Genomic DNA, 20,258 nt, shown 5'->3' with positions numbered 1-20,258 from the left:
ACTTCAACCTTTTGGCCCCGCAATGTTTAAATCATTAGTCGACTTAAAAGAACTATAAAATAGTCGTCGCCTACCAGGGTGCGGTTTTCGCCTAAATGCGCTACATGTACATTAACTATCCGTCCCATAAATGGGCGTTCACCATGTACACTTAGAACGCAATATGAAAGTTTGTCCGCTAAGCCTTAATTATGGGTTTCACAATGGACCCCTACGCTAAATAGAAGGGGGGTTTTCATTGCTACGACAACTTTAATTATGGTTCGTACACCAATTTCAAAATCCTCTTCAATTTTTAGGACCAGCAATAGCAAAATGATCACTAGACTGCTAAGACCTAAATGAACGTCGACGCCCACCGGGTTGGTTAAGCCGCAACCAAAGCTTTTAAAATTAACAGTTATACCCATGACCTGACCTTCGCTTCCGCTCACAGAAACTAAATAATTTTAAAAGTTTTTGTCCGCTATAGTCCTACAATGGACGATAAGCACTCCCACTACAATAAATACATGGGTTGTTACTACTTCTAATATCTTTTGTTAAGTGAGTTAAGAACGTTTTACAACGTTTACAACGAGAACAATAGATAAGTGATCCGAGTGACTTTAATACTGCGTTAATCGTTTTTCGTCATTCCGCTAATTATTCGAAATATAACTTTAAAACCGAGTACTTTCATTTTGATAAACGAAATGGAGCGGAAATAAATGACTTCCTTAATGGTGGTATCGGTCACGGCATCGTGCCCGACGATGTCGGAAACCAGCATTTCAAGAAATAACACTAAAACCTTTAATGTTATGGAGCAACTCATTCGTTAACTTAGAACTTAAGTTTCGTTGGGTTCCGTCATAAAACCTCGTTCGAACACTATTGTAGTTTATGTCACTGGTTCTTCCAAAAATGTATTACGGGGAAGGACCCGGTGCGGGAAAGCTCGAGTCGAACTAACTTTTTCTTTGTAACTTACTAAAGAAATTATTTAATTTCCTTGTTAAACTAAATTAGTAGTAGCTAACAGTGACGAAATTATTTATAGTTGGTGTATGCTAAAGTTGGTCTATAAATTCGCTCCGTCGATTACGTTGTCAGGAATAACAAGAAAGACCACAATGCTGATTTCTTCGCCATCTCCTTTGTCACCTCCTTTACTTTTTTTAACCGTGAGTGAATTAGCCAACACAGTACTTACTAAAGTTCATGGGTGCTGAGTATCTACTCGAAATATTTCTTTGGTCGGCAAACCTGGCTATACAAGGATTTAAACGACTTATAGAGGCGGTTTTTTATGCATTAAGTCAATATAATTTATACCTTTAAACTATAGTTACTTTGTACATTGCTTCGGGACACGTGTTAGCCAATGTGTTAGAATTCCTACTCGTACTTTAAAAATTTTTAATAAAATCGTAAGTAAGACTGGGTTGTTAGTATACGTAGACATTAACCATAACCTTAACCTCCGCCCCCTCGTGTCCCACCTTAATCGAAACTAGGAGAAAGAGGTCCGGTACATATATAACCGTCACTATACCCCGATCAGATACTTAGAAAACTAAATCCGTGATGAACCTGGGGATAATCAGCCTTTTTTTATCGGAAATTACAACTAAACTTAGTAGTTTCAGTATACCCCAAACTATTGAGTCCACCTAATATAACCCGTAGTCCTCCTACATTAGGTGTTTAGTCAAATCTGTCTCCATTCAGTACCGTTAGGTACTTCTGTGAACGCCTGTACAAAGGACTCTTAACGGAACGACTCTCATGTTCCTAATTTATAACCAAAAAGAGGTTACTACTGAATTTTTACCATCCACAACCTTGATGCAGACCAAATAATTAATCAGCGCTAGAACCCTTTTGGACCTGTGCTGAAAAATGATTAGTTCTGTCAGATTGTAGGAATTACCAACTATTCTTGTGTGAGATGGTACGTTGTTTACGTCCATAAAAATTTAAATTGGACGTTTGTCGTGTTCATCGGGGGGAAAATAGACTTAGAAATAGACGTCGCCGCTACCCATTTCTGTCGTTTCCAAATTGAGAACAACCACAACTTTTTTGTCTGTTACGTTCTTTCTTTTACAAGTAATTTGGTCGATTTCTTCTCCACAAGAGAGTCGTTTGTGTTGGACAACCTTGTAAACAGGCGTACTCAGGTTTATTAAGGAGATAATAAATAAAATGGCCCTTAAGTTTATAACCGCTTCCGCGACGATAAACCTACTGCCTTCTATCACCGAGAGTAACCTGTGTCGCGATATGTCTGCTAAGTTATCGAATAGCACTCCCGTTTTAGTTAGGATTAGGCCATCCAGAGATACACCCGAAAACCCTATCGCCTATATTACTAAAAGTCCATCGCGGATTACTAGGTTTAGAATATCGGCCATCACGTTTGAAGAAAAAATTTAACAGGTGCTTACGTCCTCTTGTTACCTTTAAAGGTATATGTTTTAATTCAGGTCGTTGCTTATTACACTCATTCTCGTTAAAAACCTGAAGTTGTCGCGAATTGGGACATTCACGAAAAAAATATTTTGTTTTAGGGAGTTTGTCGTTATACTAACAACGTCCTAATCGCCTATAACCTACACAAAATTCAAATCTAGTACCCCAATGTACCGCATACACGTTATAGGGACTGTACTTGTGATGTATACTATATCGTAAATTAGGACGTTTAGGGTTAGTTGAGAAACGACGGCGAAGTAGGTCCGTACTAAAAGGCTTACTAACCATACCCCTATAATTATTACTACGAGGACCACCTTAAAAACAGAGACTACTACGCCCCCAATTAACCGTTGTTAACAGTGGACTACTATCGCTTATAGTTTTAGGGATAAATTGTAATCGCTAACTAAAGTTTTTCAGTGGAACGGTGTACATACGTCCGTGTTACCCATTTCCATAATAACGGTCAAAACTAACACCGTCGTTAACCGTCTCCGATTTACTACCCAAACTTGGAAATCGTTGAAGACAACTGAGTAGTCTTGTTTTTCCCAGAAACTAAAAGGGTTCATAATTTTAGAGGGGGCATTGTCCACTACAAATACGCTAAGTACGTCCATTAGCTAACACCGTTGTACGTCTATTAGGAAAGTATTTTATATGGCCTTAAATATTTGAGTTATTTTTATGCTTATGAACCTATGTTAACCCTTCTGGAGGCTTCCATGTTCCCGGACCGGGACAAAATCCATTAAATATAACCTTTATGGGTGACCTAAAACGCCAACTAACCTCATTAGGGTTCGTTGACATAAATCAACTGTACCGTTGCCGTCCTTGTACCTTTTAATTACCAGAAACCAGTTCAAGACTGCTTCCTCATTGTACCGTTGTTCAGAACTTAAAACTACCTCGTGCTTTCCAATATTAATTCTTAGTTCTACAAAAACAACGACCGACCAGACTAGGTCTACTTGGAAAATACATAGTACGTCGGGTTCCATCAGTCAAACTCGGTCATTTAGATCTCGATGGAAATGTCGCTCACTTACTAAAAGATTAACTACTTGTCCCGAAATAAAAACGCTGAAAACCGCCCCCCGATAAATCCGACTTGTGTGATTGACTAACTCTCATGACTGCGTACATAAGACTACTGACGGGGGATATCGGGGGAAAATAGATAGAATCTATAATCTAGCGTATTATAAACGCGTATTAATAAATAGTATCTGAGTAACGAAGGAAGCTGGTATTAAGCATTATAAACAAGACACGGACTTCCAGATTCGTGATAAGCCGGTAATGAAAAGTTTCAGAAAAGGTCTAAAAATTGACGAACTTACTGAAGCCCTACTCTATGGTTATTGCACCGCAATAACCATAAATTTAACTAATTTCAAACGCCATTATTTACTTCCGAAACACAGTCGAGTACGTCACTAAATAAGACGTATTGGTATTAGTTTTCTTGAACATTACGCCAATATTAAGGCAGAGGACAGGACCGAAATAGCCTTGTTTATTATACTGGTCTCCAAAGCGGCGGCTCACAGGTTAAAAAGAAACAGTCGTAAAGGACTTGCATAGCTAGAGGATGAACTCTCGCATTTTTTCCCTATGGATTACTAAATTCACGAACAAGTTCTGATATTAATGAGTAGTTTCATGGATAGTGAGGCGGTAACTCATGTGGGGCAACTATAGACAGAAGTCGTTATTACATTTATTAGACTAGTGGTAATTGTTCTAACGGATCGCTCAGATGATTTTATTGGGATAGAGGTAGTGGTAGGTCTGGTTATGGGTGTAGTCGTGGTTGTAGTTCTTGAAATAAAGAATTATTGAGTCCACGACACCTCGGTGTTAAAACTAACTATAATTTTGGTAGTCCAAAATGAGGATACCTTTAATGAAATCGCGGATTAAGTCTTTTATGTAACCCACGTTATACTATTCAACGCGGTAACCGTGTTAGCTGCTGATAAAACTTTAACCAATTAGCTCTGGACTTGCCTTAACACCTGAATGTTTTAAGCTACATCGCTGGGCGGCGTAGTACTTAGGCTCAGCGAAATGGATTGACTCGACTTCCATGTCAAACGTTAAAAAAGAGATTAAGTCGAAGATAACGTTTGAGGTATGAGAGTCCTTTGAATGAAGGAAGACTACTTTTTTTAAATTAAGGTAATAGAAGTTTTACTAATACCCTTCGTGATTAATGTTACGGATACAGACGAGAATCTCAGACCCATTTTATTCGTTAAGGTCCCCATCCGTAGCCTGGATTATTCCGATATAGTTGGGGGCTACGCCTATTAGGACGAACGTCTCGTCTGAGGTCGTATATCGGTCTATAAGCCCACAGAAAAGGTTGTTGATGAAACGAAAACCGAAAAACCCATTCGTTTGAAGGATGACGGGTCGGATTAAAGTTTTGTTTGAGTCCCAACTATAAACTATCGGGTTGAGCCGGAGCATAGGGCAGACAAGGTTTTATAAATGCAACTGCGTAGGAAAGGTGGAATCATAAATTAAACTCTCACCTCAGAGAAAACCGTTTAAAGATTTAATTTATAATGATCGTAGATCTACGTAATATCGATTTTTTTTTCCACACCTCCGTTTTAGCTAATTTAGCTTACGAGCTAATGACTCCCCATTGGGTGGTTTACGAAAAAAATACACTCTAACGGTAATTAAAAAAAGGCTTGTCGAAGGGAACTTCCCGCTCCGATTCAGTTCTATACAAGGATATAAAAGAGAGACAGATGCAGGGCGTCCTAGGGCGATGCTTCGATATAAGGTACCAAAACAGCTTGTCCAGCGCCTTGTATCCAGTCCCCCTTATTCGAATTGAATCACACTAACAGGGAACTAACTTACAATACCAACTCGTAAATCCAATCTCATTTACAAGTTCAGGTATCTAGTTACATCTATTAGGACATTGAAAGACTGTGCTGTTTTAATAGGGCCCGTATTTTCTCGCAGCCAGTTACGTCAGTAGGCATTACCAGTCACAAAGTGGATATGACGGTTTTTACTGAACAACTGCTCGTTATTGCGGTCCTTCTGCGTTCCTTACCTACAATTATAGCGTTACTTGAGGCGGTGCTCGCGGTCCTTAATTAAGAAACTCTAAATTAAACAAAAATCCTAAAAAGGCTCGACGTCGTTAGTAAAGTCGTCAAAAATTCCGTCAGGGACTACCGCGTAGGTCGAAAACAACTACTACACGAAGTTATTAAAGATGAAGCCCTTTTATAAGTCGGCGAAATCGTCGTTTCTGGTAGTAGTTTTGGCGTGATTAGCTTTTTAATCCATGTTACTAAGGTGGGTCTTCTGCCGAAAGTGTTTTTCGTCAATTGAGGAAATAAACCGGCCCCTCTTCAGGCCTCCAAGGTTATTGACCTACACGGGGTACTAAATATTACCACTCTGTTAAAACTATTTGTGTTAGACGCGCTCATTCTAGTTGTTGTTAAACGCGGAACCATAGAAATTACCGAACGCGGTTTAATAGGAGAAATGGTTCAACACGCTGATTAAGTTTAAGCACCACCAATAAATCCCAGAGTGTCCGCTCTCTCGGGTAGAATGGTACTCGGGGTAACTGTTATTGCGCTCAATTGTATCAAGAGGAATACTAGAGTCAAAACGAAAAGAAAAAACCCTCCTATAACACAAGCGTTTCGGGTTTGCCAACGTTTACCGGTAGGTTAATGCCACCGAACATTACGGTTCCGCTGCTTCCGTGGAGGTCCTAATAGTAAGTATTCTTTATACTGGGTACCTTTCTTATTACGTTATTTATTGTATTTATTAAAAAAATCCTTTAGCCAGTATACAACGAGGTAGTCAACATAGTTTTCCCGTATTATTAGCTCTGTATTTCTATCATAGCGTAGCGATGATTTCTTAATTTCTCATGCTAGATATTTTTAAGGACAAAAGTAATATCCTGATAGTAGCGGATAAAAAGATGAAACTAAAGAATAAAAATATGTGACATACCTTGTACAAAGTCTCACGAACGTTTGTTAGTAGTTTGTAACATGTAACACGCGAGTAAGAATTCCGCTTACTAAAGTAAAAGGCCTATACTGTAAGTTATAGATTGTTCCCATGTGATTACTCTTTTGTCCTCGACGTGGGTGCGTGACGGCATTAATTATTTCGAGTTTTTTAATCCAGATTTTTTCGCGCTTGTCTGCGTAATAACACCGAGCGACGTGTAAAAGGGCGTCGTAAACTATTAAGTAATGCTTAGGCAGGTAATTTTCACCCCTAATACCTACTGTAAAACGACGTACGTCTATTCCGACTTCTTCGTCCCTAAAGGTTTTCATTTAATTCTCTTCGTCACCAAAATAAATGGGCCGCTGAACTAATAAACCGGACGGACTTCGATGCTCTTTACGCACAACTGAACGTTCCATTACTTCAGCGGCGCCACTGACTTCTTCTTCGCCTCGTACGTCGTTGGTTTTAATCTTTCGCACAACTTTTTTCACATTCTTTACGAGCTTTTTGAGTCCATCTTTTCTGCTATTCGGTTTGTAGAAGCCGAGTTGTTTCATGTCGAAAAGTTAGCGTCTATTGCCCTGTTAGCAGGTGAAGATGTCTCTGAGTGAAAGGTTGGATGGGTCATGCAAGAAGTTGCATATTGTGGAACTTATGAGGTCGTGTTGGTCGATCTTGTTGTCGACATCAGCATTTTTTATTTTGCCGTTCTGTTATACTAGGCCTACGACACCGAGCAAACTTTCTCTTTAACCCTAATAGAGCTTCGCTTTTTTTCCTTTAACAGCTTATCAAGTAAAAAATGTAGCTTATTATATCGGACCCACGGCGCACGTTTTGGGCCCGTGGAAAGAGCTTAAGGTGAAGCAATGTGCGCTCAAGTTATTCGAGAAAGGGCTTATTTTGTGATTCGTAGGGATATATATCCTCTGTCCCTATAAGTAATAAACACTAAGTTTAATTAATTTACTTTCTATTACTTTATTGATAAACTTATACTTTATAATAACCTATTATAGTTAACTTGACTTTCGCTGTAAGGAAAAAAATTAGCAAAACTACCCCCCCAACACAAATGTTTTTCTCGTCTTGTTTTTTAACGATGTTTATTTCCTTCGAAAAGAGTTCAAGGATTACTGCATTGCATGGACCACTACAAAAAAGAACTGCACTTCAGCAATTTAGTAAATCGATACTGGTTAAGTTGCAAGTTTCTTGACCAAAGAGTAATAGGTTTAGTTTAAATGCAATTTTATACATTATTTCTTATATCTCCTTGGATATGTGTTTATGTATGGGTTAAATTTCTAATAGATGCTTAGTTCGTCCGTCTTTAACAAGCGGTTTTCGCCTCACGTCCTCTTTTTCGCTAACTCCTTGAATTTGTGAGATAATTTAGGGTTTTTATATCGTATTCTGTTTGGACCCTACAAGGTGAATTTTTCAGTACATAGTGGGTTCTACTTTTTCGACATCATCCTACGACAACATGGAACCCAAATTAGCCACCGTAAAATCAAAGGACAAAATGAGGCAACGGAACCAAGAATTGATGCACAAATCCATACCCCCGGCCTCCTCGTTGTGGAAATCAACAAAGAGCTTGCTAGGCAACAACAACACCTTTTACGAACGTCACATTCCTTGTTGTCGACCGGTGTTTTCTTCTTTTAGACTTATTTCTAATAGGAAGAAGGGGTTCATACTTTTACACTTTACTCCGTAACTACGCCCATTGACATTAAACTCCGAGCTTAAGTCGAGAATTGAAGGATAAAAAGTTCCATTTTTAGAATATAAAAACGGATGAAGGACTGGAAAGTGTTAACTCGCCCACTACCCTTAGCTTGGGTGCGGTAGTCGAACCCTTCGACTCCAAGATGGTAACTTGATGTGGGCGTTTTCCTTCCTCATAAGATGAAAACGAAAATGGTCTATCATATAGGATGTTCGCCGTAAATCTGGGCTTATTAGAGGTATGACAAACATGGTGGACGACATGGATAGTACGCTGGTGCACAATTATTCTGTTTCAAAACCCCAAGTTCTACCGGGCTAAAATGATTGAGAAGTTCATGAACAACTAAGTTCCAAAGTCGCCGTTTAACTACTATTAAGTACTTGTGACCTTTTTGTAAAACCCGTTCCGTGTTCGCTGGATACCAAGCGAATAATCGTCTATGTCGCTATTATCCCTGACATGAAACAACGGACCTATAGGTATTACGCCATAGGGGACTAAGCCAGTTCCACTATTAACGAACCTACCCCTTTACCAACCGACGTACGTAACAACGGTACCGCTAGCGGACTAGGCGCGCAACTATTACCGTCCAAAGTCGTAATGATACTATTATTTTTGACCGTACAAAAAGCCACGAATTCGTCTAGAACAACTGGTACCAATTGTGAAAATGACCTTTAACCGGTGACCGACAAAGACGTCTGTTGTAGTGGCGTAGACAGGGTAGATTATAGCGTAACCGTTGTAGTCTCTGAAGACGCGCCCATCCAACTCCTAACAATTAGTAGCTAAGGTAGTAAACGCAACGCCATTAGTGGTGAAACAGATTAGCTGCCCGAAGCGGTTACTACACAAAAACCTAACGTCCATGAAGGCGGCGCGGATAAAGTTGTGGATTTAGCGGAGCCCGTTGGTATTAACGTAGTCGAAGAACTTATTAAAGACAATTTATCACGTTACGAAGACAAGCAAGTTAAAACCGTTAATGTCCATAAAAAAATGGTTTAAGTCAGTACTCGAGTGCCCGTACTGCTTATAGTAGACGTAGAAAATGCTTTCTGTTCGACTACATTAGATGAAGTCGAAGTTAGCGACACGCATTTAGTGCGAACAGAAATAGGCAGTACCAAGACCGCCGATTGGGCGGAGGAAAAGACAAATTAGGAAATTCTAGTGAGTTCTGTGGCGGAAGTTAGTGCCATGTCACTTAAAACCTTGGTCTTTATGAGCATTGGAGGTTAAGTTGGTTGGGTAGTAATTCGTCGTTTACTAGAAGACCTCGGTCAAGTGCCCTTTCTAACCCCATACGCTGTCTTTGAAGTACTAATAGCGGATTGTAAAGACTCCGTAATGTTAGGTTTCACTTCCGAACCGGAAGTTGGTTTCACTAACTAAATAGAAATTTTGCCGGTTATGCTTAAAATCCGGGAACATTTAGTCGGTAATGACGGTTACCTGCTAAATTAAGAAGTCGTTAAAGAGCTTGGTTCCGTTACTCGACATTACGCCTACGTAGTCGTACTCTTTTTAATTACGCATGGTGCAGTTGTGGACGCCAATTGTACCGTACTTCTCAACGGCCTAATGATGACCAGCCAGGATTACACCGTTGCTAAAATCAAACAGAATTGTAGAAAACGAGCGAGGACGTTTTACCGTTGTCGACCGTTCCAAAAAGGAAGATTTGTGAGTTCTTTACGGGGTGGTGGACACCTTTGTATGCTTTAAACGACTAAGTCTAGTATCTCTAGTTAGCGCCGTTCCCATAGTGGTGGTGGGCGTTAACTTTTCCGTAGCGAAAGTCGTTATCGTTAGCGATTGCGGGCACAAGGTATCCGTTTAACACGTTTAAGCTTTTGTGGTTGGCCCGGTAAGGTTTACTACCAAAATCGGAGTAATTATTATAGATGTATGAGTGATTGGCAATACCCCGGTTATAGTTCCTAGTACAGTAGTCACCGTTGTAAAACATTACTGAATAATATCCGTCCTGTCACAAGCGATTTGCTAAATGGATGATGTTGTAGTCAACCGTTACCTTACGCCGTTGGAAAAAGAAGACGATAAAATTCTTAAAGAGCACGAAGTAGGTCGTTTAGGAGAAGTATTTCTCTTTGCGGTTAAAGTTTAGGGACCCGAAACTCCTTACATAAACGTTATGGCGGCGGTCCCTAATTTATTAGCTGTTCCCACTGATTGACCGCATCGTTTGACTCGAATCAACTTTGAAACCGCGGTGGTTGTTATCGCTGTTAGCCAAAGAGACCACGCCGCTCCCGGAAAAGATTTCGTAATTCGAGCGCTTGATTATTGCCTGGACGTTGCCGTTAGCCACGTTTAACTCGTTGTGGCATACATCTTCGGACCCGAGCTACGCGACATGGTTTTCGTAGGTAGTGTTTCTGTAGTGTTTCCGACCGTTCAAAAAACCGGTCAACAAGAAGTAATAAGAAAAGCGGTTGTAATTTCGCATGCAAAAGTGTTTGCTGATCGAGAGGACCGAATTGTAGGTGTGGTAACTCCATTAGCGAATGCTTTACATGTCCTATCAGGTCTAACAAAACGTTCATAAGACGTTACCCAAGGTATCTTTTCGCAGCGAGTTTGAAAGGAAGAAGTCCTGCCGGATTTACTCTATTTTGGTAGTGGCGGCGTGGTCGTAGGTTCCGTCGAAAATTTCACCCATTACGACGAACGTTCGCAACTAGTGACCATTATTAAGGAAGAAACTAACCTTGTAAGTCTAGAAGTGCTTAATCATGGGCAAAGGGTCTGTCCAGATATAGCGAGTAAACATAGTCTGAGTAGTTATAGAGGTACGTCCCCAAAATCGTTGAGTAGTAAACAACACGACATAGTTCGTATGCTAATCTTTTCGGGGTGAGCAATAGTATGGTCCGCTGCTAAAAGTGATCTAACGGTTTATGGAACCAAACTCATCATAGTTTTTACCTGCTACGTCCTAATACCAACTTTAGTGTACTATGATTGCCTAGTAGTAACTAAACGTTCTACGCTGAAAATCGGACCGCATGCTACAGTAACTGAAGAAAATGGCATCAAAGTGCGAAACGCCATTTCCAGTTTAGTTAGTGACTTTGCAATTCTTGACCTTGAGCGTAGCGTTTCGGTAGCTCAAAAGGACGATTGAGTCCATTATGATTAGGATGTCGACGACGTCGCGGACAAAAACAACCTTATTACCTCACTCGACGACGTGCTCGCGCCGCATTTAGAAGTACTGAAGGTAGATTTTCGTAAACCAGTAATCATATCCGTACGTGACATAAGTTATTTGGCACAAGTTATGGATTTCGTAGTAAATTTCCAAAGTGTTGCCCACGGTCCGTTAACCACCACGTTCTTCGTAACCTTTGCTATTCTAGCCTTCGAAAGTCGCACACCACCAAGTGAGGTATTTGCTACCAACGTAGGTGTAAAAAAGGACCTCGCCTTTAGTTATGAAAAAAACGTGGTCGTCATTATACGACGTAACGAAAAAGAGCAAGTCATTTCTTCGGCCATGTAAGATTTTGGTTTAGTTACAAATTAAGAAAGGTACCGTCCAAATCCCCTAATGCGAGTCGCTACTAAAACTAACGTACCGGTAGTTAATGATTGTACAGCGGAAGTTGCGAGTGTAGCCTACGTTTTGCCGGTACACAACACAGTATTGCCCAGTCTACCCGACATCAAAGTTAACGTCTATTTAGTAACTAACGTTGCTAAAGTTCAAGTAAAACGAAAAACCTAAGTTTTTAACGGGAATTCTATGTTGCCGGTTACGCCGGTATCGGTAATTATCGCTGTGCATAACAGTATAATATGAAGAGGTTAAAATCATTACTCAAAGAATAGAGTTCAATTCGCAGATTAGCATCGAAGTGTCGGTAATTCAATTCCTAAAAACAGTAAGGGCGCTTCGACCCTTCGTTAAGAATTTTTCCGTAACACGGAGCGATCTTTAACCAAGGGCTGAAGCGCCCTTGCTGTCCAAAAAGAATTACCGTCACCTCAAAATGAAGTAGGTGCGATGTAAATAATAAACAAATGATTGCATAGGTTGCAAAATTAATAAGCGAGATGTCATTATAGTTTCATAACCATACGGACTAGACGACCTCGGCTATGTGGTTTTGATAGATCCGGTTAATGCCGTGGAACATTCGGTTGCTTAACTATGGTTATTCGCCTTGATCGACGAAGTTAACGATATGCTAACAACTACAAAACCCCGTTATGGACTAAAAATATCAAAACCAGAACGAGGTCCTTAGCTAGACGTGTTCCGTACCTTTGGTGAGAGTGGAATTCAGGAACACTAAAGTGAACGAGACGACGGCGCTAACGGTTGACGTGAAGGCTCGGACAACGTTAGTTCTATCGTAGTCCGCACGGTAGTGTTAGGTGTTACTATATTGGAGGAAAAAATTAGTTGAGACGGCGCGAACGCGATACCCCGTTACGTCCATTTAAAACAGAACTTTCGTCATTCCTACAACCGGGTAATACTACGAGGTTTCGCTCGAAGGTACGTTGCCGACAAAGGTAATTTAGACGTCCTGCGGTGTGTGAGTAGGGTCCCCAGTATGCGTTGTACCTACGTACAAGATGACCGACTACACAACCTGGCAGAAGTGGATTTGGTTAGCTTAGTACCCATTTCTGTATTTACTGCGCAACAAAGTAATTGCGTGAATTTGCATAACGTAACGCACGTATTAGACGTTTTTGGTCCTTCCACGGTGGCATTCCTTATTTAGGAGGTACCTGACGGTGCGGTAAGTACTAACGCCGGTATGGTTTAAGGGCGTGGGGTATCATGTCTATTAATGGGCTTATCAGGAGCGGCCACTACCGAAACGACGGACTGGTTAGCCATAATAACCTCGGTCAATTTAGCCGACTGGGTGGTTCGTAAAGGCCTTCCTATGCCCGTTTTACAAGTTATGTAACAACACTGCTAAATGCTCAGCGTTAACGAAACAGTAACGATTCTGTAACGAGTTTTTTGCGTAACGTAACTAGAACGGTTAATAGTCCCTCTAGCGGTAATTACGCCGCATTTTTAAGTATTACAAGAACTCCTATAACAACAACCATAACTAAATTCTCTCAATCGGTAACGACAAGAAGAAAAAGGGGAACAAGAAATACTGAGGTAACGAATATTTAACATAGTCCCTATTGTTTTCCGAGTACAAAGGTCAACTTTTTAAGCGCGTGTAACCGTTGCAGAAAACGCGGATTCCGTCTCGGTACCCGAAAAAGTGATGGACGATGCCTTCTCGGTTCAGGATAATAACAAAACGTCTATTAGTCACACCCAACCCACCATAACCGAACACGAAATTCTTACCGAACGAGTTGGCGTAGGTATAGTACCGGTAGATGCCGAAGCTACTGAACGGTTGCCATACGAGATTTTGCAACACGCCATAGTAGTGATTTGGTTCTGAGTTGGAATGGTAGTTATCTTTAGGGTAACAGTAGTATCTTTTGTTAGTCAAAAGGATCTGGATTTCATGGTCGCTCACTTGTCCGAAGTACGCTTTACGGAAGGTACTCTGTAGGTAGTGGTCATTTCCATATACATATCACTAGATGTTCTAATTTTGGTAGTGCCAACTTCACGCAACGGTCTTGCGCGAGTCGATTTCGGTATGGGTGACGTAAACGGTTTGGAACGGGATTTCCTGGACATCACCAGAGATGAGGTCCCCATACTGGTTCGAGACCCACAGGCCCACAAAACCTTAAATTAACCGCTTTTACAAAGTTTAGCAGATGCCTCTCCAATATAGGTCGGTCTACATCATTACTTATTTAGTTGTACCTTGGTACAGGTAATCTATTATGTTTGGCTAGCGCTAATTTGGTTACTCCTAAAACACCTAACACAAAATTTTTAAACAAGGTATTGTGTCACCGTTATAGACGGTATGGGTTTCCGTAAGGACCTACAGGACTAAACCGATCAAGATGACGCAGATGTGAATTTTACGCTTACCGTAATCGATTAAGAAACCTTTCTAAGTACCCAAGAGAACATGAGAATTGATCCACACTATAACAGCGAGTCTTCTGTACTTAGTCGTTCTTTTATTCACGTAAAAACTAGTAAAAAAACGTTTTTCTGGATTAAAACAGGATAATTGAACAAAACACTCGTTCGACTACGCTGCTTAATAGGATAGATATCATATCTAGCTTAATCAGATTTATTTCCTGAAGTAACCGCTACTTTCTCGTACATATAAAAATAACTATTTATACGTACGTATCATTGTTATTTATCAATTTTATCAAGTATTTAAAAGAAAAGCACATTAAAAATATATATTAGTCTGGATAAAAAAATGAAGGTTTCAATAAATATCTGTTATTTGTTTACTAGTTATATCTTAACAAATAAACTATAGGGCTTTAAGGTTTAAGTAAAATCCTGTAGTACTGGGGTAATTAAGCTGTAAATGTTCTTTGGAAGGGACTTAATAGATAGGGAGTCCGGCCCGTTTAAGGAAACCTGACCTGTAAGTTTCTTAGATAATTCTTCGATCCAGGACTAAAAATAGCCTTCTATTAGGGAGAAGTAAACCACTACTTAGAACTTATGTCAGAAAATCCCGTTGTTGAATCTCGATTTAAGGACAGGTCCGTCCTTTAGCTAGCACTTCGTGAGGTTCTCGTCGAAAAGCGACGTAACTATTACCGACTCGACAACCTTCTCTATATACTCGTGATGAACTAGTAAGGTTCTCTTCACTGCGCAAATGCAGTCGTTGTTTTAAATATAGCACTTAACAATTTTAATTATCCTCGTGGAAGTGTCGCCGTCTTTTTTCAGCTTCTGACAGGAAGCAAATGAGTTGTTTATGCATTATGCTGCGAGCTCTATTTAAATATAGCAAACAATAATTGAGCGAGGTTTGCTCGTGACCTAGACAACCGAGAGGAATTATGGTCGAGCCTTAGTATAGCTGTAAAACAGTCTTATTACCTGTTTGAATACCTAGGATAAAACTGTGTACATCGTACCAAAAAAACCAATGGGGCAAACGATCACTTAGAAAAGCACAATTATTTCGTATGCAACGGACCCACCACCTACTTTCTACTTCTTATGAGAAATCCCACCAGACACGCAGAATCACGGGTTTATTTCGCCGCAACCAAACTTAATCCATTACTGTAACGGACCCAACCTTGTCCCCAGCAATTAACAAAAAAGAATTGACCACGTGACCGAGGTAACCGTTAAATACATAGCGAACGTCAAAAGCGTAAACTACAGTAGTACCGCTGCTGATCCCGAATATAGCTTAACTCAGCAAATTTACTTAACGCTTGCGTGATATGGCGTTACGAGTCATTGTGTGCATTACACTTTCTCGTTTCCCTTTATTTTCTCGTATAATTTCGGTAACTATTGGTTTAACGAAAACTCGCTAAAGCCGAACCGAGGGTACATTGGTGATGCTGCGAATAAAAAAACCGTTACACAAGACGAGAAGGGTACAAACGTCGCTTAGGTTAATAAGGCAACTAACGGCGTTACACAAACCAATGCTAAACAAACCAATTAAAACGAAATCGTCTTGTCGAATTGAACGCAGCTGGATTGCTATGTTAGCTCGCAGGTCGGCGGAACCTTTTTAACCCTAAAAAATCGTTTTTTCTTGGTCGTGACCAACTAAACCTAAATCTCGTACTACTTCTCCTGCTGAACCGTAAACTATTAGGTGACACAACACAGATTTGTTTCGGACCACTTCCGCATTCGGCATTGGGCCTTGTAGCCTCGTTTCGGGGTCAAAAGTGATATGGAGTGAGTCCGATATACTTACTAAAGTAACTTCATATCTCCGAAATAATTAACTTACAATACGAAATACAGAACATAGATAAAAGTTTCCATTTCGTACAGTCGTAATCATCCCAATGGGGTTAAATCAGCATAACTACAATTAGTAAAAGTTTGGGTAGAACTACGGTATAATTTTTTCGTAAACCTACTTCAGCTTGCAAACGAGTTTCTTTTGGGAGTAATATGGACCCTATTAAATTACATAGGGAATCTCCTATACCGTCTACTCAACCTCGCAAAAACCAGCGGTTACAGAGTAAACGTACCACATTACCTAAGAGGACTCAATGCGTTTACGATACTACGCACGAACGGCGAAGAAAGTCGTATACTTAGACGTTACCCGGTATTAGTACTCGACATACTCCGGTAGTTTAGTTAACTATTTGTAAGCAACTTATGCTATGTCGTTTTCAACTAGCGGCTGTCAAACGCACTAAAACTTAATAGTCCTCAACGGGACCTGTTTCTTGCATTTTTTGCTAAACTTTGTTAAGTCTGCGCGGACCTACTCAATTGGTTAGTTAAACTTGTATTGTAAGACCTGCGATGGGTTCGTAAATGAAACGTGTAATTTCTAAGTTGCGCGAACCGTCCAAATGGGCGTGTACGAAATTCATGGCGCTTTCTTCAGCGTCGGCTTTTCCCCGAACTGCCTGTACACGAATGGGAACTTATGGGAACAATAGTTCGCCATTACTGGATACGACTTCTAGCACGCAATGCGCTTCTTTACATAGTTCGGATATAATGGGCTCGGAGTCTAGTTCCGGGTTTACGTCCTTGGATGCTGTTATGCGGAAATTACTTCCTTTAAAATCGCAATGCGGTACTTTTTCGGCTCGAAAATCCAAAATTGTTGATACGTCTTAACAGCTAGCGCTGGTTTTACCGTCTTAGGTGATTGGTCCAATCTCTAAAATACTTACTGAACCAATTAGCGTAGGTGTGGGTTCGTTGTTGCCTCAAATTCGTTGACCTCGTTAAACGACGCCTTGTTAAATTTTAATTAGGGCAGTTTGGTACCCTACAGCCCATAAACAGACTTTTCGCTGCTGTTCGAGATAAGTGAAACAGTGTTCTTCTAGAGGCGGGAATAAAGGGTGTTGGGTTCCACTACGTCCCAAATAAGCTAAATCAATTTTTTGAAATACCTTACAGGTAACTTCTTCATTTCCCGCAACTATAAACCGTATTCCTACAGGTTACAATAACACACCAGCTGCTTGTGTTGTGCCAAGCACCAATACACATGTGACTGAATAAACGTTCTGGTTTGTTTGTGTCACCCCGCACCTACCTAAGTAACGTTTCGGCGTCTTCTAACCTTCTACCATCCCACGTCAACGGATAACGTTGGAACTGAACATTAAAACGGTTTCGTAGGCGGTTATTTGGACGCTACAATAGCGTACTCCTTCATCACTGAAATAAGGTACTTAAACCAGTAACGGACGTAGTGTAAAATTGAGTCCAGCTAATAGACCCCCGTAGTCCGTAATTGCCGCATCTCACCCTACGACACCTCAATGGGTCAGTTAAAAAACTTTTAACCACAACCCTCTTTTCACCAAACCTACAAAACTGGCGCGTACACCTGTCGCCGCTTGGCTAAGGTCTCAGTGAAAAACTTGCGAACTAGCGGCGTTTCTTAAAGGTTAGTCGTTACCGCTACAATGCCGTTTACCTTAAAAGTTATAAGCTAAAAGCATAAGTAGTTCTCATATGCGGCTTTGTCCTGCGAAACCAACTCTTATAGGACCGACTGCATGCAAGATTTTGTTCACAACAAGGACACCAGGGCATGTTAGCAAAAGGTGTCTCAAAATCAGTATATAAACGACCACCTATACGACGTCCCATGATGTCAATGTCAACCCGTCTCCAAAATAGGTCGCTGCGAAAAAGAGCAAAACTTCTTCTTCCGCAAAATTTAGGAGTTTGTCCTGTACTAAAGGACGTAGTGTAAAATCTTCGTCCGTCGAGTTTCTTTCGGCGACTCCGGATATTTCTTAAGGCGCCGGCGGGCCGTTGACAACTACGGAATAATGCGGTATTACCCTAAGTTCCAATTTCATTTGGGACCCACTCCCGTTTCGGGATCGGGCCCTTTAATCAAGGGCTTAAAAGTTTTCTTTTGACGATTAGACACGTGTAAAATACAATATGAATTTCACATGTTTCCCCCGCTGGACCGAAGCTGCACCCAACGTTTTGGTCTCCACGTACGGCTCTTACTCTTGAGAGCATTTAGTCTGAGTTGATTTATATTTACGTTTGCTACTTTTGAAACGACCACCTCTTCGATAGCGACGGATTATTCGTGAAATCAATTTGGTAGTGACACATGACCGGTTATTTGGGTCATAGGGCAAGCTGGCTCGGGCGAATAGCCATAGCTTAGTTGCCAGTATTCTCTATTCGATCACAGAATTAGGTAGGGCATAATTCTACGCTTTAAATCCCTTAGCGACACATCATAGGACGGGCAGCCTCTTACGTGTCAATTTAGTTTTCTGTGCCGATGCGTACATCTCGACTTCCGTCTCCTAAACGCCTGCGCCCAAGCTAAGGGCGGCGGAGGTGGTATTGAATAACTAACTATATCAATAAAAAGTAATTTAAAAAGTTCGCCGTGGTAATTAAATAAAAGATCAAAAATACTTAATTATCTTAAATAAAATGTGTAAGCTAAAGAACCTAGTACTAACGCGCAACGAAGTAGTTCCGATTCGATTTACTTCGTAAATTAAAAATACTCACTCATACCCGACTTCTCGGACCAACGATATAGAGAAAATACGAAAACCAACATGAAAGTCTAAGTAAACAAGTTTTCGGGGAAATTGCCCTAAGCCACGTAGAACCAGATTGAAAGGTAGAAGAAAATTGGTAGGATTGACTTGTGTTTATGAAGCTCAAGATAATCCGAAAAGAACTCGTACGCAATTCTACAGTCAATTTAGACATAAAAGTTCTTCTAATATTAAAGATATTGAAAATTTTGATAGAAAAAGAAAAGAATCAAATATGAGTAACAATTTATTAAAGAATGTAAGAAGTCGGCATCATTCAACCCCAGATAACCGGACTCGGAATCCCAGCCAAAATTACCGGACCTCGGATAGAAATTTTAGGACAACACCTGAAAATTTTGGTTTTAGACCTTCTGGGACAAAACCTGGAACACATTGTTACCCTCAGAGGCGAGCATGACTCCGATTGCAAGGAAAGTGCTAAAAAACATTCGGTCTGACACGTTGCCTATATAGAAGGACTCTAAGTCAGCAAAGCTGGGGAAGAATCATATGGAAATAAGTAAAGTTCTGTACCGAGTTATTTAAACACTCCTACCGGTAGTCCATCCCGATAAAATAGGAATAAATTATTGAGGCTTACATTAAGACCTATTTAGTATAAAACACCCCTATTCATAACAAAAAAATTGAGACAAACATTGAGACCTTGCACTCGTAATTCTAATAGAAATCAATAACCTTCATGTAGTAGAAATAATATCCCTCAACGTATACCGACGGTCGGTAGAAACCAATCGGCGTATCGCTATCAAAGCAAAAGGGTGACGAAAAATCTAGAGACGGTTGCGTACCAAAGTTATTGATTTTGGGGGACTAGGCTAAGGCTTGAGTCCGCATCATTGGTATTTGCTCGGAGAACTCATAGATAAGAAGAGGCAAGGACTCACAGGTACTCTAGTTTTAAAACTCTTTAGTTTGCAAATCGAAGATGCCCTCTGTAAAACCCTATCTACAGTTTAGATTACAGAAGGGTAAAAAAGAGTAAAAAGGTTATGTGACAATATCGGAGTTAATTTATAATTGAAGCATTATAATAATATCCACAAATCTATCGTAAAGCAAGATAATACAATTGAAAATGAGTTTTGCTAATTAAAACGAAAATAAATACTGAAAAAAGGAAACTTAGAAAAAGATAGACTATAAGTTTGAGGGATATCCTGAATATATTTAAAATCGTTCGCATCCGGCCCGACTTTTCGAGTCGGATGCCCGAAATAGGTAATTAGTTACCAAGTTTAATTATGATTTTATCAACTTAATTACCTCCCTAAATAGATCACCAAAGCAACCGAACTCTACACTATTTTTCGTGTTATTTAAGACTAATGAATATTAC

The 20,258-nt window shown here is 40.3% G+C and carries 1 protein-coding gene; it reads right to left on the bottom strand.

What is annotated here, in order from left to right; all coding sequences use genetic code 11:
* Positions 1-6,815: 6,815 nt before the first annotated feature.
* Positions 6,816-6,968 carry a hypothetical protein gene (locus DGG96_RS20935; RefSeq protein ID WP_165831637.1) on the bottom strand — a complete coding sequence of 51 codons (153 nt, stop codon included), beginning with the start codon at positions 6,966-6,968 and terminating at the stop codon, positions 6,816-6,818.
* Positions 6,969-20,258 lie beyond the last annotated feature (13,290 nt).

The sequence above is a fragment of the Legionella qingyii genome (genome assembly GCF_003184185.1).
Note: the sequence above shows the minus strand (reverse complement) of the source record. Positions and strands in the feature narration are given on the sequence as shown.